This window comes from Streptomyces sp. cg40, assembly GCF_050320165.1.
GTDB classification, from domain to species: Bacteria; Actinomycetota; Actinomycetes; order Streptomycetales; family Streptomycetaceae; genus Streptomyces; species Streptomyces hokutonensis.
In genome coordinates this window covers 6,991,410-7,008,416 of the sequence record NZ_CP190128.1, presented here as the reverse complement: position 1 = coordinate 7,008,416, position 17,007 = coordinate 6,991,410, and the positions used below count along the sequence as shown (strand labels likewise).

At 70.7% G+C, this 17,007-nt stretch carries 16 protein-coding genes; 6 read left to right on the top strand and 10 right to left on the bottom strand.

What is annotated here, in order from left to right; all coding sequences use genetic code 11:
• Positions 1-118 precede the first annotated feature (118 nt).
• On the bottom strand, positions 119-583 hold the full coding sequence (locus tag ACQHII_RS31530; RefSeq protein ID WP_427922451.1) for a DUF1203 domain-containing protein: 465 nt from the start codon (positions 581-583) through the stop codon (positions 119-121).
• 112 nt (positions 584-695) lie between these two features.
• On the opposite strand from ACQHII_RS31530, the gene pepN reads away from it, so the two are divergent.
• The gene (pepN, locus tag ACQHII_RS31525) at positions 696-3,269 is read left to right on the top strand and encodes an aminopeptidase N (RefSeq protein WP_427922450.1); all 2,574 of its coding nucleotides are present in this window, start codon (positions 696-698) and stop codon (positions 3,267-3,269) included.
• A 59-nt stretch (positions 3,270-3,328) separates the two neighbouring features.
• Here the strand turns inward: pepN and ACQHII_RS31520 are convergent, their stop codons facing one another.
• The 3 genes from ACQHII_RS31520 to ACQHII_RS31510 all read right to left on the bottom strand — a co-directional run bounded on the left by ACQHII_RS31520 (position 3,329) and on the right by ACQHII_RS31510 (position 6,397).
• Positions 3,329-4,087, bottom strand: coding sequence for an SDR family NAD(P)-dependent oxidoreductase (locus ACQHII_RS31520; protein WP_427925450.1), 759 nt, complete (start codon positions 4,085-4,087; stop codon positions 3,329-3,331).
• Between the two features lie 79 nt (positions 4,088-4,166).
• On the bottom strand, positions 4,167-5,408 hold the full coding sequence (locus ACQHII_RS31515) for a sigma-70 family RNA polymerase sigma factor (RefSeq protein ID WP_427925449.1): 1,242 nt from the start codon (positions 5,406-5,408) through the stop codon (positions 4,167-4,169).
• The gene (locus ACQHII_RS31510) at positions 5,330-6,397 is read right to left on the bottom strand and encodes an EamA family transporter (protein WP_427922449.1); all 1,068 of its coding nucleotides are present in this window, start codon (positions 6,395-6,397) and stop codon (positions 5,330-5,332) included. Before ACQHII_RS31510 ends, ACQHII_RS31515 begins: the two co-directional genes overlap by 79 nt.
• A 106-nt stretch (positions 6,398-6,503) precedes the next feature.
• On the opposite strand from ACQHII_RS31510, the gene ACQHII_RS31505 reads away from it, so the two are divergent.
• From ACQHII_RS31505 to ACQHII_RS31490, 4 genes are all read left to right on the top strand, one after another.
• The gene (locus ACQHII_RS31505) at positions 6,504-7,025 is read left to right on the top strand and encodes a MarR family winged helix-turn-helix transcriptional regulator (RefSeq protein ID WP_427922448.1); all 522 of its coding nucleotides are present in this window, start codon (positions 6,504-6,506) and stop codon (positions 7,023-7,025) included.
• Positions 7,026-7,210: 185 nt separating this feature from the next.
• Positions 7,211-7,840 (top strand): hypothetical protein, encoded by a 630-nt coding sequence (locus ACQHII_RS31500; RefSeq protein WP_427922447.1) that lies wholly within the window; start codon positions 7,211-7,213, stop codon positions 7,838-7,840.
• Positions 7,841-7,898: 58 nt separating this feature from the next.
• Positions 7,899-8,639, top strand: coding sequence for a hypothetical protein (locus tag ACQHII_RS31495; RefSeq protein ID WP_427922446.1), 741 nt, complete (start codon positions 7,899-7,901; stop codon positions 8,637-8,639).
• A 3-nt stretch (positions 8,640-8,642) separates the two neighbouring features.
• Complete coding sequence (locus ACQHII_RS31490; RefSeq protein WP_427922445.1) at positions 8,643-10,364, top strand: hypothetical protein; 1,722 nt, start codon at positions 8,643-8,645, stop codon at positions 10,362-10,364.
• On the opposite strand, the gene ACQHII_RS31485 is transcribed toward ACQHII_RS31490, so the two are convergent.
• From ACQHII_RS31485 to ACQHII_RS31475, 3 genes are all read right to left on the bottom strand, one after another.
• Entirely contained in the window at positions 10,336-10,746 is a 411-nt protein-coding gene (locus ACQHII_RS31485) for a nucleotide triphosphate diphosphatase NUDT15 (protein ID WP_427922444.1), read from the bottom strand. The two genes, ACQHII_RS31490 and ACQHII_RS31485, sit on opposite strands and share 29 nt — an antisense overlap.
• A gap of 10 nt (positions 10,747-10,756) precedes the next feature.
• Positions 10,757-11,614, bottom strand: coding sequence for a radical SAM protein (locus tag ACQHII_RS31480; protein ID WP_427925448.1), 858 nt, complete (start codon positions 11,612-11,614; stop codon positions 10,757-10,759).
• A 162-nt stretch (positions 11,615-11,776) separates the two neighbouring features.
• Positions 11,777-13,216 (bottom strand): FAD-dependent monooxygenase, encoded by a 1,440-nt coding sequence (locus tag ACQHII_RS31475; RefSeq protein WP_427922443.1) that lies wholly within the window; start codon positions 13,214-13,216, stop codon positions 11,777-11,779.
• A 113-nt stretch (positions 13,217-13,329) separates the two neighbouring features.
• Here ACQHII_RS31475 and ACQHII_RS31470 point away from each other — a divergent pair, with 113 nt between their 5' ends.
• Complete coding sequence (locus ACQHII_RS31470) at positions 13,330-13,923, top strand: TetR family transcriptional regulator (RefSeq protein WP_427922442.1); 594 nt, start codon at positions 13,330-13,332, stop codon at positions 13,921-13,923.
• Positions 13,924-14,008: 85 nt separating this feature from the next.
• On the opposite strand, the gene ACQHII_RS31465 is transcribed toward ACQHII_RS31470, so the two are convergent.
• The 3 genes from ACQHII_RS31465 to ACQHII_RS31455 all read right to left on the bottom strand — a co-directional run bounded on the left by ACQHII_RS31465 (position 14,009) and on the right by ACQHII_RS31455 (position 16,843).
• Positions 14,009-14,272, bottom strand: a complete 264-nt coding sequence (locus ACQHII_RS31465; protein ID WP_427922441.1) for a hypothetical protein — start codon at positions 14,270-14,272, stop codon at positions 14,009-14,011.
• Between the two features lie 126 nt (positions 14,273-14,398).
• Positions 14,399-16,600, bottom strand: coding sequence for a 4-alpha-glucanotransferase (gene malQ / locus ACQHII_RS31460; protein WP_427922440.1), 2,202 nt, complete (start codon positions 16,598-16,600; stop codon positions 14,399-14,401).
• A complete protein-coding gene (locus tag ACQHII_RS31455) occupies positions 16,601-16,843 on the bottom strand; it encodes a hypothetical protein (RefSeq protein WP_019065627.1) in 243 nt (80 codons plus the stop codon).
• Positions 16,844-17,007 lie beyond the last annotated feature (164 nt).

The following is a 17,007-nucleotide window of genomic DNA, read 5'->3' as shown; positions in this document are numbered from 1 at the left end:
CTCGTCCTCAAACGCCGGACGGGCTGAGAATCAGCCCGTCCGGCGTTTGAGGAGCGGGGTCCGGGGCGGAGCCCCAGAGGGATGGGACGGGTAGGGGCGGCGGGGGCGAGATCCCTCATCATGAAGCCCTGCGTACCTCGTAGAAGAAGCAGCCGTACTCGACGGCCCGGACGTGGACAACCACCACGTCCGGGTCGTCGAAGGCCCGCTGGAAGGCCTCGTCGTCCAGGGTGTCGACGAGTTCGCCGCCGAGGATGCGGCCCTCGGCCGAGTAGCGGCGCAGCACGCGGTGGGCGTCCCCGAGCGGGTACCCCGAGCCGGCCGCAGGCCCCCCGCACTCCTCCGCGTGGACGAACACCGGCCCCACCTCGTCGTACGCCCCCGCCTGTGCCGCCCAGCGGCGCACCGGGGCGTAGGAGACCAGGGCGATCCGCTCGCCCGGCTCGCTGCGGCGCAGGCAGCAGCGGAGCGGAGCGCCGCCCTCCTCGTCCGTCGTGGGAACCATTCCGCGCCCCGCATCGTCAGCAGAGCGCAGCTCCTTCAGAACCGTGGGGTCGATGGGTCGTGCCGTGTACGTCGTCATGACTCCAGGCTCGCGCTCGTCCGCCCCGCTGACCGGCGGGATACGGACATCGCGTTCTCCGCAGGTCCCGTGGAAGGATGGCGCAACCCACACATAACGAGGAGATGACCGCGTGCCTGGCACAAACCTGACTCGCGAAGAGGCGCAGCAGCGGGCGACGCTGCTCACCGTTGACTCGTACGAGATCGATCTCGACCTCTCCGGCGCGCAGGAGGGCGGGACCTACAGGTCCGCGACGACGGTGCGCTTCGATGTGACGGAGGGCGGCACCGAGTCCTTCATCGACCTGGTCGCCCCGGCCGTCCACGAGGTGACGCTGAACGGCGACCCGCTCGACCCCGACGCGGTCTTCAAGGACTCGCGGATCGCGCTGGCCGGGCTGCTGGAAGGGCCCAACGTCCTGCGCGTGGTCGCGGACTGCGCGTACACCAACACCGGTGAGGGCCTGCACCGGTTCGTCGACCCGGTCGACCAACAGGCGTACCTCTACACCCAGTTCGAGGTCCCGGACGCGCGCCGCGTGTTCGCGAGCTTCGAGCAGCCGGATCTCAAGGCCACCTTCCAGTTCACCGTGAAGGCGCCGACGGGCTGGACCGTCATCTCCAACTCCCCGACGCCCGAACCCCGGGACGACACCTGGGTGTTCGAGCCGACGCCCCGCATCTCGACGTACATCACGGCGCTGATCGTCGGGCCGTACCACTCCGTCCACAGCGTCTATGAAAAGGACGGGCAGTCCGTCCCGCTCGGCATCTACTGCCGGCCCTCGCTCGCGGAGTTCCTCGACTCGGACGCGATCTTCGAGGTGACGCGGCAGGGCTTCGACTGGTTCCAGGAGAAGTTCGACTACGCGTACCCCTTCAAGAAGTACGACCAGCTGTTCGTCCCGGAGTTCAACGCGGGCGCGATGGAGAACGCCGGTGCCGTCACCATCCGGGACCAGTACGTCTTCCGTTCCAAGGTGACCGACGCCGCCTACGAGGTGCGCGCGGAGACCATCCTGCACGAGCTGGCCCACATGTGGTTCGGCGACCTCGTGACCATGGAGTGGTGGAACGACCTGTGGCTGAACGAGTCGTTCGCCACCTACACCTCCATCGCCTGCCAGGCGTACGCGCCGGACTCGCGCTGGCCGCACTCGTGGACAACGTTCGCCAACTCGATGAAGACCTGGGCGTACCGGCAGGACCAACTGCCGTCCACGCACCCGATCATGGCCGAGATCCGCGACCTGGACGACGTCCTCGTCAACTTCGACGGCATCACCTACGCCAAGGGCGCGAGCGTGCTGAAGCAGCTCGTCGCGTACGTCGGCATGGACGAGTTCTTCGCGGGCGTGCAGGCGTACTTCAAGCGGCACGCGTTCGGCAACACCCGCCTGTCCGACCTGCTCGGCGCGCTGGAGGAGACCTCCGGGCGCGACCTGAGCGCCTGGTCGAAGGCGTGGCTCCAGACCGCCGGCATCAACATCCTGCGCCCGGAGATCGAGACGGACGCGGACGGTGTGATCACCGCGTTCGCGATCCGCCAGGAGGCCCCGGCCCTGCCCGCCGGTGCCAAGGGCGAGCCGACCCTGCGCCCGCATCGCATCGCGGTCGGCCTGTACGAACTCGACGAGGACACCGGCAAGTTGGTGCGCGACGAGCGCGTCGAGCTGGACGTGGACGGTGAGTTGACCGCCGTACCGCAGCTGGTCGGCAAGCGCCGTCCGGACGTGGTGCTGCTCAACGACGACGACCTGTCGTACGCGAAGGTCCGCCTCGACGAGCAGTCCCTCGCGTTCGTCACCGAGCACCTGGGCGACTTCGAGTCCTCGCTGCCCCGCGCCCTGTGCTGGGCCTCGGCCTGGGACATGACCCGCGACGCCGAACTCGCCACCCGTGACTACCTCTCCCTCGTCCTCTCGGGCATCGGCAAGGAGTCCGACATCGGTGTCGTGCAGTCGCTGCAACGGCAGGTGAAGCTCGCGATCGAGCTGTACGCCGACCCGGCCGCCCGCGAGGCGCTGCTCACCCGCTGGACGGACGCCACGCTGGCGCACCTGCGCTCCGCGGAGGCCGCGAGCGACCACCAGCTCGCGTGGGCCCGCGCGTTCGCGTCCACGGCCCGCACCCCGGAGCAACTCGACCTGCTGGACGCCCTGTTGGAGGGCACGCAGACCATCGAGGGGCTGGCCGTCGACACCGAGCTGCGCTGGGCGTTCGTCGAACGCCTCGCGTCCGTGGGCCGGTTCGACGAGACGGAGATCGCCGGCGAGTACGAGCGGGACAGGACGGCCGCCGGTGAGCGCCACGCGGCGACCGCCCGTGCCGCCCGTCCGACCGAGGAGGCGAAGGCGGAGGCCTGGGCGCAGGTCGTCGAGTCCGACAAGCTCCCCAACGCCCTTCAGGAAGCGGTCATTTCGGGCTTCGTCCAGACCGACCAGCGCGAACTCCTGGCGCCGTACACGGAGAAGTACTTCGCGGCGGTCAAGGAGATCTGGGACGCCCGTTCGCACGAGATCGCCCAGCAGATCGCGGTCGGCCTCTACCCGTCGATCCAGGTCTCCCAGGACACCCTGCACCGCACGGACACCTGGCTGACCACCGCCGACCCCAACGCGGCCCTGCGCCGCCTGGTCTCGGAGTCCCGCTCGGGCGTGGAACGCGCCCTGAAGGCCCAGGCCGCGGACGCGGCCGCTTCGTAGTCACTTCTGCTATGGCCATGAGGGCGCCCGGCGTGCGGCCGGGCGCCCTTCGCCGTCCCTCAGCCCGGGAACATCCCGCCGGTGACGTTGACGAACGTGCCGGTGATGCTCGCCGCGTGGTCCGAGGCGAGGAACACGGCGGTCGCGGTGATCTCGGCGAGGGTGGGGTTGCGGCGGGTCATGCGCAGGCTCGACAGGTGGTCCAGGATGCCCTGGATCGCCGCCTGGTTGAGGTCGGGGTTGACCTTGCCGAGCTTCTCGATCGTGAGCGTCTCGGGAATGCCCGCGGCCCAGATCCCGACCGCCCGCACCCCGCGCGGGCCCAGCTCCATCGCCAGGTTGCGCACCAGGCTGTCGGTCGCCGCGTCGGCCGGACCGGTGCCGCCCATCATCGGACTGCCGTGCGCGGAACCGCTGTTGAGGGTGAGGACGACGCCGGAGCCGCGCTCGGCCATGCGGCGGGCGGCGGCGCGTGCGGTGATGAAGTTGGCGCGGGTGCCGTTGATGACGGGCCGCAGGAAGTCGTCGACGGCCATCTCGGTCATCGGCAGGCCCTGTACGTCGCCGCGCGAGACGAGGTTGAAGGAGATGTCCAAGTCCCCGACCCTGGCGAGGTGTTCGGTGACGGCCGTCTCGTCGAGCGCGTCGACGACGGCCACCTCGGCGTCCTTGATGTCGGCGGCCACGGCCTCCAGCGTCTCCCGGGTGCGCCCCACGAGGTGGACACGGGCGCCCTCGGCGGCGAAGGCACGGGCGACCGCACCGCCGATCGAGCCGCCGGCGCCGTAGACGACCGCGGTCTTGTCGGTGAGCAGCATGGTGATCTCCTTGCGGGTCGTGATGTACGTGTCGTTCATGTCGGCCATACAGACGCACAGGGAGCCCGCCACTCATCGGTCACAGCCGCAGGGGCAGTCCGAAGGCCGGGAACAGGTGCGGTTCGAAGGAGGTGATCTCCACGATCCGGTCGTCGGCGCCGAAGCGGAGCACGTCGAGAACCTGGGCGCGGTAGACGGTCGTACCGGGGCGTCGGACGTAACCACCCGCCGCGAGCTGCCCGTTGGCGCGGGCGGGGAGGTGGCGCCAATGGCCCAGGAACATGGGCGAGTTGGCGTCGAGACTCAGGCTCAGGAACTCCACCAGCGCGTCACGACCGACGAACCAGAACGGGTTCGGCGGCATGGTGAGGGTGACGTCCTCGCTGAGCAGCGCGGCGACCTCGGACAGGTCGAGGCGTTCGGCGGCGGCCATGTACCGCTTGACCAGGGTGCGTTGATGCTCGGTGGGTCCGTCGGCGCTCCAGTCCGCACGGCGGCCGGGGAGCCGGTCGCGCAGGGTGGGGCGGGCGCGTTGCAGCGCGCTGTTGACCGAGGCCACGGTCATGTCGAGGGCCTCGCCGGTCTCGGCGGCGGTGAGTCCGAGCACATCGCGCAGCACCAGCACCGCGCGCTGGCGCGGCGGGAGATGCTGGACGGCGGCCAGGAAGATCAGCTCCAGGGTCTCGCGGGAGACGGCAGCGGCCTCCGGCTGCTCCTCTGCGGAGGGCAACTCGTCGTCGGGGTAGGGCTGTAGCCAGGTGATCCGGGCGGGCGGCTCCCCGCCACCGTGGTTCATGCCGGGCAACGGCTCGTAGCGCCCCGGGCGGCGGGCCGTACGGCGCTGGAAGTCCAGGCAGGCGTTGGTGGCGATGCGGTACAGCCACGTACGGGCACCGGCCCGCCCCTGAAAGGTGTCCCGGGCCCGCCAGGCCCGCAGGAACGTCTCCTGCACCAGGTCCTCGGCGTCGTCGTACGACCCGGTCATGCGGTAGCAGTGGACCTGGATCTCCCGCCGGTGGGACTCGACGAGCGCGGCGAAGTCCCCTTCGTCGAGCGGGACTTCGGAGAGGGCGGGGACTTCCGTAACGGGTGCGTGGGTGACGGATTCCTGAGCGGTGTCGCGCGCCGTGCGGGCCACCCGCCGCAGCCGCGCGACGGACGAGGACAGTTCCGTCACCCCGGAGTAGAAGACGGAGGGCGGCTGCGGCACCAGTTCCTCCACCTGCCGGCCGATCTCCTTGATCAGCCCCTCGACACCGACCTCGGCACTCCCCTGTCGCTCCCGGTAGGCCTTCTGCCGACAGGCGGCGGAGCAGTACACGGAGCGGCGACCGGTACGGCCCGTCCGCGCGGTGAGCGGCTTGCCACAACTGGGGCAGGATGCATCGGCCACGGGCGCCTCCGGCGTTGCGTCACGGCGTTCCCGCGTGACGCTACCCCTCGGACGGAAGCGGCAGGGGGACGCGCCCCGATCTGCCCGGCGACCGTCGCGCCGAACGCCAGCGCCATCCCCGCCACCTGCAAGGGCGCGAGCGCCTGGCCGAGGGCCGCCCAGCCGACGACGGCCGCGGTCAGCGGGGAGAGCGGGCCGAGGAGGGTGACCTGGGTGGCGGAGAGCCGGCCGATGCCGCGGAACCAGAGCCAGTACGCGACCGCCGTGTTCGCCAGCGCGAGGTACAGATAGCCGCCGACCGCCCGCCCGTCGAGCGCGGGCGGCGCCCCCTCGGCGAGGAAGGCGACGGGGGCTATGAGCAGCCCGCCGGCGGTGAGCTGCCAGCCGGTGAGCGCGAGCGGGCCGACGCCGTCCGGGCGGCCCCACCGCTTGGTGAGCACGGTGCCGGTGGACATCGAGGCCGTGGACGCGAGGGCCGCGAGCACACCGACCGGGTCGAGCGCTCCGGCCGCCTTCAGTACGACGAGGCTGACGCCGAAGGCCGCGAGGGCGCCGGTGAGCACGCTCCGGGCCGTGGGCCGCTGCCCCAGCAGGGCCGCCGAGAGGCCTACGACGATCAGCGGCCCGATCGACCCGACGACCGAGGCCATGCCGCCCGGGAGCCGGTACGCGGACAGGAACAGCAGCGGAAAGAAGGCGCCGATGTTCAGCGCGCCGAGCACGGTCGCCTTCCACCACCAGGCCCCGCGCGGCAGCACCCGGGCCAGCGCGAGCAGCACGAGACCGGCGGGGAGGGCCCGCATCAGGCCGGTGAAGAGGGGGCGGTCGGGCGGGAGGAACTGGGTGGTGACGGCGTAGGTGGTGCCCCAGGAGATCGGGGCGAGGGCGGTGAGGACGATGGTGGCGGAGCGGTTCATGCCATCCCCTTCATGAGTAACTTGCCGCTAATTAGCTTAGTCGCAAGCAACTTTCCGTCAAGTCACTTTCTTGCGGACAACCCGTCGTCCCACCGATACTCGACGCATGAGTGCACGCCCTGAGCAGCGCAAGGACCCCGTCGACGCGATCGTCGAGCAGTGGGCGGCGGTGCGGCCCGATCTCGACACCGCCGCGATGGAGGTCTTCGGGCGGATCTTCCGGCTCTCGCGGGCCATGGGCGACCGCATGGAGAAGGCGTACGCGCCGCACGGCATCTCGCGCGGCGAGTTCGACGTCCTCGCGACCCTGCGCCGGGCCGGCGAGCCGTACACCCTCTCGCCGCGCCGGCTCTCGGCGACGCTGATGCTCACCACGGGCGGCATGACCGGCCGCCTCGACAAACTGGAACGGGCCGGCCTGCTCCGCCGCTCCCCCGACCCGCACGACCGGCGGGGTCTCCGAGTGACCCTGACGGAGAAGGGGTTGACGCTGATCGACGAGGCGGTGGGGGCCGGGCTTGCGGCCCAGCAGGAGGCCCTGTCCACCGCCCTCGACGGGGAGCGGGCCGGCCAACTGGCCGACCTGCTGAGGGAGTTGCTGGCGGGGACCCAGCGGGCGGCGGAGTGACTCCGCGGCCGGGGAGCGCGCGACGCGGACGGAGCGATCACCACGGGAGATGTTCAGCCTGAGGGGGCCGGGACCACCGGAGGCGTTCACCCTGAAGGGGCCAGCCCCTCCGGAGGAGTCACCCCGAAGGAGCCGTCACCACCGGAGGCGTTCCGTCCGGACCACCGTCACCTCATCATGACGGCGTGAGAATCACCCCGGCAGAGGCCGCGATCATCGGCACGTCCCTGGGCGCGACGGCCACCCTCAGCGCCGCCTGGATCACCCAGCGGGCGACGTCGAGACGCGAGAGGGAGCGCCGGATCTGGGACCGCCGGGTGGCCACGTACGACGACCTGATGAGCACGGTGCACACCTACGCCCAGCTCCGCGCCCACACCCGGCAGACCTTCGACCTCCCGCAGCTCGAAGGCGTGCGCAACGATGCCCTGCACTCCGCCGCCACGCTGGCGGCACGCATCGAGCTCTACAGCTCCGAGAAGCTGCGCGAGGCCTGCGAGGAGTCGTTCGAGGGCATGCGGCGGTGGCTGGAGGCCTGGGAGGAGTGGCACGACCAGGGCGAGGACGTCCGCCTCCCCAGCAAGGCCGACGGCCTCTGGAAGAAGTTCACCGACCGGGTCGAGGAATCCGCGGCGGCCGACAGCGAACTCCTCGATCTCCTGCTGGCCGACATCCACGGCGAACGGAAAAGATCCACTCCCTCCCCTCCGTCCTGCTTCCTCGGAATCAAACTGAGCGTGACCACATCCGGCTCTTCGGCATCATGGGAAACATCGGTCGGGAAGAGCCGGTCGAAAAAACCTGATCACGGTTAACATTGCTCTTTCCGGGTGAGACTTCTGGAACGCGCAGGGGAACAGACGGGGGCCGAACATGGCGCGGGACGAGCATTTGATCGAGTTATATCTCGCGGGAACACGCATAGCGTCCGGCCTGCGTATCGCACGCACATTCGCACTGACGGCCGCGCACTCACTGGGACGTGATGTCCTCTCCGCGAAGCCGACCCTGCATCTCCGGGACGGGACCCCCGCGCACATCCTCTGGGGCAACACACCCTCGGACCTCGCCCTGCTCCGACTCGAACTGAACGGCACGACGGGCCCGCTGTCCACGACCAACTTCGGCGAGGCACAGGCGGGGCAGCTCTGGCGGGCGACCGTCTCCGTCGACCCCAAGCCCCTGGTGGGCAAGGTCGTCGAGCCCGACGCCATGTACCACGACGGCCCCAACCTCAAGGTGAAGGCCCTGCGGCTGCGCTGCGAGCGCACGCTCCGCGATCCCTCCGCCTACGCCGGCAGCCCGATCGAGGAGACCCGGCAGGTCGATCCGCCCGTCGTCTTCGGCCTGCTGGTCAAGCCCAGGGGGACGTCGTCCGAGGAGAGCGACGAGGCTTTCGCCATCTCCGTGAAGGAGGCGCTCAGGCTGTTCGAGAACTACAAACTGTCCTTGCCTTCACAGCCTCAGCCCTCGGCCGTCACAGGGGTCAGGAAAGCGGAGAGGCGCACACGGGCCGGCCAGATTCTCCACGACAGGGGATATGGCAGCGTTCGCCCGCAATGGACGAGGACCGACCCGAGCCGGCGTACACGACGCCCGCCGGAAGGAAACTGATCGATGAACGAAATCAGTGACCTCGACGAGGCGATATCGACCGCGGAGGAAATGGCGGAACACGAGGACGGCGGCCCGGAAACACAGAACTCGGTGCGGGAATCCGAAGCGGCCCTCATCCACTACGTCGACCGCCTGCGCGACGGACAGGTCCCGTGGGAGGAGGAGCCCCAGCGGATCGCCCGCTACACCCACCTGGTCGAGCTGTTGCTCGCCCTCGGTCTGAGCAAGGCCGCCGCCGACCTGACCGACATAACGCTGCGCACCATGGAGCTCTCGGAGATCGACCAGGTCGTGTACAAGGAGCCGGAGCTCTGGAACCACCTCGGGTCCCTGCTCGCCGAGCAGGGCGACCTGGTGCGCGCCCGTGCCGTGCTGAACTGCGCGCTCACCCGCGCCCATGAGTACGAGACCTACGAAGTCCCGGCCATCCTCGCCAACCTGGCCGCCGTCAGCCTCCAGTTGGGCGATCCGAAGGCGGCCGCCGTCTGGGCCGACAAGGCCTTCGACTCGCTGAAGTACGAACGGGAGAAGGACGTGGAGACCCGGCTGACCGCCGACCGGGTACGCCTGGACCTGGCCAGGGCGTCGGGCGACGACCAGGACCTGCACGGCGCGGTGGACAGCTTCGCCGAGTCGGTGGCCCTCTTCGTCGAGAACGAGGGCGGCGAACACCCCAGGGCCCTGGGCGCGCGCATCGCCCTGGCCGCGGCACGCTACGACGCCGACCCGAGCCCGCAGAACCTGGCCGAGCTGGAGTTCCTCCAGGTCTCCGTGCAGGTGGCGCTCGGTCTGGAGCACCGCGAGACGATCATCGCCCAAGCCACCCTCGCCGCAACGGAGTTCGCGGCCGCGGACGGCTGGGGCGGACAGGCCAACGAGCGTACGACGGCGGCCGTGCAGGCCTTCGCCACGGCGACGGGCCGCGCCGTCGCCTCTCCCGACCTCGGCCAGGAGCATCCCCAGACGCACATCCTCCAGGACGAACTGGCGGACATGCGGGCGGCCATCACTCCGGACGACGAACTCCCGTACCGCATCGAGAAGGTGTACAAGCCCCAGGAGAACACCGAGCGCAACGACGCCAAGAGGAGGGCCCTGGAGGAGGAGCCGAGCGTCATCCGACTCATCGCCCACGCCGGCGCCTCCTACTTCCTGGAGGAGACCCGGCTCTTCTACGGACGGGTCAAGGACGCGCTGGCGCGCGGAGTCCGTTTCAACGTCGTCATCAGCAGTCCGTGGAACAGCCTCGCCGCCTTCATGCCGCACAACGCCGCTTCCGAACCGGGCAATTACCAGAACATCGTGGAACTGGTGGAGAGCAGCCCCTCGTACAACAACACCTTTCTTCCCGTGGTCGAGTCGTACAAGCTGCTCAAGGCGATGTACCCGGGCCGGATCGAACTGCGGATCACCTCTCTGGACGTCAGCGGCTCCACTCTGCTCACCTCGAACGTCGGGTTCTTCGAGCCGTACATCACGTCGAATCCGCAGCGCCGGACCCGGCGGGGCATGAGCGTCTTCGAGGTGGAGTTCAGGAGGGACAGCCGGTACTACGCCGACAGCCTGGAGGAGTTCCGGGCGCAGTGGGAACTCTCCAGTACCTGGCAGGAGTTCGAGGCCAACCAGGAACAGCACAAGGCCGCACTGCGCTCGGAGATGGGGGCGCTCGCCTCCGTACGGGTCAGGGCGAGCGTCAGGAGGGGAGAAGTACCCCGCCCCTGATCCTGTCCAGCACGTCCACCGATCCCACGAACAACGGTGTCGGCAGCGCGTCGAGCGGCCAGAACTCCCAGCGTTCGCACCGGTCCGGTTCGCGTACCTGGATCTCGCCCGTGTAGGCCGGGATCTCCACGCCGACCTGCATGTGATGGTTGGCGGCCGGATCCGGGTCGGTGACGCAGACGACGCGCGCGGCCCGGGCGCGGACCCCGGTCTCCTCCTCCAGTTCGCGGCAGGCGGCTCCGGTCAGCGTCTCGCCGATCTCGAGATGCCCGCCCGGCAGCCCCCAGCTGCCGGCGCCGAAGGTATTGGCCCGCAGCCCCAGCAGGACGCGCTCGCCGGAGCGGACGATGGCCTGAACCCCCACGCGTACGTGCGCCGTCATGACAGCCCTCTCAGCGTTCCGGATGGGTATAGGTGTCGACGAAGTTCGCGACGTTCCTGGACGGCAGGACCAGACTGGACGGGCGGACCCCGTCGTCCTGGAGCAGGTCGAAGAAGTTGCCGAGCCGCCGTTCCTCACCGTCGTCGATCACGACGACCTCGGCGTCGGGGTCGATGAAGAAATAGCTGCCCGTCCGGGTGGAGTTCCGGTAGACCCGCAGGGCGACCTTCCGCTTGTCGGCGGCTTCCTGGCACCGCGCCACCACGTCCTCGAACTCGTCGTCACCGACGGAGAGCCAATTCCCGTTGTCCGCCCCGTAGTTGGTCTCCGACATCTGGTAGACCTTCCAGACGTCGGGAAGCCAGGAGTCTTCGATGAGGTCGAGGACGCGCGGGGCTCCCGCGACATTGCGCCGGGTGACGACGGTCCCCAGTTTCACGCCGACCGTCCCGTGGTTCTTACGCACTTCCCGCAACAGACCGAGAACCCTTTCCCGGTGCGGCGCGACACCTTTCCTGAGTTCCCGGTGTTCTTTGTCGTCCGCCGATTCCAGCGGCAGCGCGATCCACGAAAGTCCCGGCAGGATGCGCTGCATCACCCGCAGCGACGCGAGTCCGTTGGTGCTGAGCACCACCTTGGGAGGCGATCCGCCGTCCGGCAGCGGACTGCCCAACTCCTCGACCAAGTCCCCGAGATACGGCAGGAGCGTGGGCTCCCCACCCGAAATCACGACTCCCTGCACCCCTTCCTGCCGCAGCGTCGCAGCGATCCGGAATGCCTCCTCGCGACGCATGGTGGGCGTTTCGTGGCGGGGTCCGAAGCAAAAAGGGCAGCTCAGATTGCATCTGCCGATCGGACGGAAATCCACATACGGAGGGAGCACCCGGCGAATGTACAGCCCAGCGGCGCAGCCCGCCGCCCGTCGCTGAAAAGTGTCACCCTACTGATGGGCAGCGCGGCGCCGACTGCGTTCCTCTCCGAACACTTCCCAGCAGCCGGAGAGATCACTCCCGTCCCCGCTCCACCGGCGTCAGCCGACGTACTCGCCCAGGGCCTTCTCGATCGCCGCCGGATCCGCCGCGTCCGCCGCCCACGCCACATACCCGTCGGGCCGCACCAGCAGTGCCGTACGGCGGTCGCTCGTCCAGTGCTCCGCGGCCAGCCGGTTCTTGCGGGTGCCCTGGTTCTCGTACGGCTCCGGTGTGATCAGTACGAACCGGCCGCCGCGCAGGGCCTCGTAGAGGCGGGTGCCGTTGGCGAGGGAGACGTCGGGGGCGCGGGTGCCGGTCAGGGGGTGGGTGCCTCGGGGGGCCGGGTAGGCGTAGCCGATGCCGGTGAGTTGGCCGAGGGCCTTGCGGCGGGCCGGGGGGACGTGGTCGAGGACCGTGGTGAGGGCCGCGCGCAGGGCGAGGGTCCAGGGGCGCTTGGCCATCGCGAGGCGGACGATGCCGCCGCTGCTGCGCAGGACCGCCCTGCCGACGGGGTGGCGCTCGGACTGGTAGGTGTCGAGGAGGGACAGCGGCGCGTGGCCGCCGAGTACCGCGGCCAGTTTCCAGCCGAGGTTGGCCGCGTCCTGGAGGCCGGTGTTCATGCCCTGGCCGCCGGCCGGGGTGTGCACGTGCGCGGCGTCGCCGGCCAGGAAGACGCGGCCCACCCGGTAGGCGGGCGCCTGGCGTTCGTCGCTGTGGAAGCGGGACATCCAGCGGGCGTCGCGCATCCCGAAGTCACGGCCGAGCGCGAGCCTGGCGATCTCCCTGACCTCGTCGAGGTCGAGGGGTTCGTCGTCGGCGGCGTCGTGGGCGCGGTTCCAGCCGATGACGCGGTAGTAACCGTCGCCGAAGGGCGCGATGAAGGCGAAGGCGTCGCCGACCGTGGCCACGGTGAGCAGGGTGTCGGGCTTCTCGTCGAGCAGTACGTCGGCGAGGACGACGGAACGGATGACGGAGCGGCCGGGGAAGGGCAGTCCGATGGCGTTCCGCACGGCGCTGCGCATTCCGTCGGTGCCGACGACGTACGCGGCGCGCAGTGACTCGGACGGTCCGGTGGTCCCGCGGACCTCGACGGTCACGCCGGCCGCGTCCTGCGTCAGTCCGGTCAGCTCGGTCTCGTAGCGGAAGTCCACGCCCGCCTCCACCGCGCGCCGCAACAGCACCTTCTCGACCTCGTACTGCGGGAGGACCAGGAGGTGGTTGAAGCGGGAGGGGAGGGGGGTGAGGTCGATGGTGAGGCGGCCGAACAGGCGGAGCCGGTCGAGGGGTTGGCCGATGGCTTCAAGCTCGTCGGCGAGGGCGCGGGCGTCGAGCTGCTCCAGGGTGCGGGCGTGCAGGACGAAGGCGCGGGAGAGGTTGCTGATCTTCTCGGGGCGCTTCTCCAGCAGGGTGACCGGGACGCCGGCAGCGGCGAGGTCACCGGCCAGGAGCAGGCCGGTGGGTCCGGAGCCGACGACGATGACGCGGGCGGTGCGGTTCATGGCGACCTCCTGGGATCAACAGTTGTTTGCCAACGCCTGTTGGCCAACGCTCGTTGGTGAGATTAGAACCACCTCCCTGGACTGTCAACACGTGTTGGCCTACGCTTGTTGGCATGAACGAAAGCGCCAGCCCGAGCCCCGACCCCGGCACCGGTCCCCGCCGCTCCGACGCCACTCGCGCCGCCATCCTCGAAGCCGCCCGCGAGCGCTTCGCCGCCGACGGCTACGAGCGCGCCACCATCCGCGCCATCGCCAAGGACGCGCGGATCGATCCGTCGATGGTGATGCGCTACTACGGCAACAAGGAGGGGCTGTTCGCGGCGGCCGTCTCCTACGACCTGCGGTTGCCGGACCTGCGTTCGGCCGCGCGGGACGAGGTGGGCCACACCCTGGTGACGCACTTCCTCGCCATGTGGGAGGAGAACGAGGAGCTCACGGCGATGCTCCGGGTCGGCGCCACGAACCGGGGCGGGGCCGAGCGGATGCAGGAGATCTTCCGGGAGCAGTTGCTGCCGGTCGCGCGGCAGGCGTGCCCCGACCCGGTGCAGGCGCCGACGCGGGCCGGGCTGGTCGCCTCCCAGCTCCTGGGGCTCGCGCTCACCCGTTATGTGCTGCGCATCCCGCCGGCCGTGGCGCTGACCCGCGAGGAGATCACGGTCTGGCTCGGGCCCACGGTGCAGCGGTATCTGACCGCGCCGAGCCCGTGAGACCGGCGGAACCGGCAGGCGGACATGCCGAGGGCGCCCGCCTCACCGCTGTGGGTGATGCGGGCGCCCTCCGGAAAAGGTGGGGTCAGGCCTTCGTGCCGGTGGCGGACTTGGCCTTCGGCGCACGGTCCTTGGACTTGTCCAGCACCAGGACCAGGCCCGCGATGATCGCGAACAGGGCCAGCGGGCACAGGACAAAGAGCCCCAGCGTCTCGGCGACGCTCAGGCCGTTGCCCGGGTCGTCGCCGTCGTCGCGGGTGAGCGCGAGCGCGGGGGACGTCATGAGCAGCATCATCAGCGTCGTACCGGCAACCAGGGCACCGGCGCGCAGGGCGTTCTTCTTGTCCACAACGCAAAAGTAGCGAACGCCCGAACGAGCCGCGCGCCCGGGGGTGCCGTATGGGGCGTACGGGCGTCACGGGCGTCCCTCAGCACCTCCGCCCGGGCCTGTCCCCGCGCCCTCACCGGAGCCCGATTACCCACCCCCGCCCGCGGCCGATTCCGCACCCGCGGCCGATTCCCCACCCGAGCCCGTTTCCGCACCCGAGCCCGTTTCCGCGCCCGCCTCCAGCCCCACCCGCAGCACATCCACCAGCGCGTGCAGCCTCGGTGACGCGGCGAGTTCCTCCAGCGTCACGGGACGGCCGTCCGCGTCGGCGATCGGGAGGCGCCAGTTCGGGTACTGGTCCCACGTGCCGGGCAGGTTCTGCGGGCGGCGGTCGCCGATCGTGTCGGGGAGCCAGACGCCGATCATCCGGGCGGGGGTGCGGAGCAGGAAGCGGTGGACGGCGTGGATCTCCGCCTCCTCCTCGGACGCGGGCCGGCCGCCGCCCGTCGCGGGTTCGTAGAGACCGAGCCGGGCCAGCAGCGCCAGCCACTCCCCCACGTCGGTGGCGGCCTCGACCCGCTCCTCCTCCACCGGGCGGGTCAACAAGCCCAGCCGGTAACGGAGTTCGACGTGTTCGCCGGTGAGCCGGGCCGCGGTGGGCGGCAGGTCGTGGGTGGTGGCGGTGGCGAGACAGTCGGCGCGCCACGTCTCGGGCGCGAGGGGCCGGCCGTCGCCGTCCCAGTCCCGTTCGAACCACAGCACCGACGTGCCGAGCACCCCGCGCTCCTGCAACTCCTCGCGCACACCCGGCTCCACGGTCCCCAGGTCCTCGCCGATCACCACCGCCCCGGCACGCGAGGCCTCCAGCGCGAGGACGGCGAGCATGGCCTCCGCGTCGTAGCGGACGTAGGTGCCCTCGGTGGGCGGGCCGCCCTGGGGGACCCACCACAGGCGGAACAGGCCCATGACGTGGTCGATGCGCAGGGCGCCCGCGTAGCGGAAGAGCGCGCGGAGCAGGCGGCGATACGGGGCGTAGCCGGACTTCGCGAGGCGGTCGGGGCGCCACGGGGGCAAACCCCAGTCCTGGCCAAGGGAGTTGAAGGCGTCCGGTGGTGCGCCGACCGACATGCCGGCCGCGAAGTGGTCCTGCTGCGCCCAGGCGTCGGCGCCGTCGGGATGCACGCCCACGGCGAGGTCGTGGACGACTCCGAGGGGCATGCCCGCTTCCCGTGCGGCCCGCTGGGCGGCGGTGAGTTGGGTGTCGGTGAGCCAGGCGAGGCGGGAGTGGAAGTCGACGCGGTCCATCAACTCGGCGCGGGCGCGGGCGGTTTCGGCCGAGCGGGGGTCGCGCAGACCAGCGGGCCAGCGGTGCCAGTCCGAGCCGTGCACCTCGGCGAGGGCGGACCAGGTGGCGTGGTCCTCCAGCGCCTCGTCCTCGCGGGCGAGGAAGTCGACGTAGGCGGCCCGCCGTCCGGGCCCGAGGGGGACCCGCCGTACGAGTTCCAGCGCCTCCCGCTTGAGCTCCCACACGGCGTCGCGGTCGATCAACGCGCCCTTCTCCAGGACGGATTCGCGCAGCCGCGCGGCTCGTTCGAGGAGTCCGCGCACCTGCTCGCGCTCCTCGACGTACGCGAACTCGGGGACGTCCTCGACCCGCAGATACACCGGGTCGGGGAAGCGGCGCGAGGACGGGCGGTAGGGCGAGGGGTCGGTGGGTGCGCCGGGCACGGCCGCGTGCAAGGGGTTGACCTGCACGAATCCGGCGCCGAGCGCCCGCCCGGCCCAGGCGGTCAGCTCGCCCAGGTCACCGAGGTCGCCCATGCCCCAGGAGTGCCGGGAGAGCAGCGAGTAGACCTGCACCATCAGTCCGTACGACCGTCCGGCGGGCGTCGGCAACCGGTCCGGGGCGATGACGAGATGGGCCTCGGCGCTGCGGCCGTCCGGGGCGGTGGCGGTCAAGTGGTGGACTCCGGGCGGGAGTTGTCCGACGACCGCCCCGAACTCACCGTGCCCGGTGCCGTCGTAGGTCTCGCCCTGTTCGGTCTCGATGTGCAACCGGGTGCCCTCGGGCAGTGCGTCGAGCGCGGCGGGCGTGCTGCCGTGCCGGCCCACGACGGTGGGCGGCAACAGCCGTTCGGCCAGCTCCTGTCGGCGGGCGGCGAGCGCGGCGCGGACGGCCCGCGGGGTGCTCGCGTCGACGCCGAGGGCGGCCAGTACGGCGACGACGGCGCCGGGCGAGGCAGGGACCGCGCGGTCCGGGGAGGGGCTGTAGGCGGTGGCGACACCGTGCAGTTCGGCGAGCCGGGACAGCTCCTCGCCGAGGGCTTCGACCGGCCGGGGTGCTGTCATCTAGGGCCTCGTCGAGTCCGGGTCGGCGAACACCGCGGACTCGCTGGTGAGCGGGGCCGTGTCGGCGAGCGGAGGCTCGCTGGTGAGGGGTTCGGCGTCGGTCAGCGGGGGTTCGCTGGTGAGCGGGGTCTCGGCCCAGGCGCCCTCGGAGTCGACGTGGAAGAGCTCGGGTTCGAGGTCGGCGGACGGCTCCGCGACGCGTTTGGAGCGGGCCGGGAGCGGAAGTGATGCCGATGCGGCCACGGTGGCCTCCTTGCCGGGATGGTCGGGATGGTCGGGTCGGGCGACGGTCCGGTTACCGCAGCCCTACCCAGTGGGCGCGACGGCAGACCTCCAGGTTGGGGTACGGGCGGCACCGTGGCCACTCCCGTACCGGACACCCGCGCGTTTCCCGCTGATCACTATTC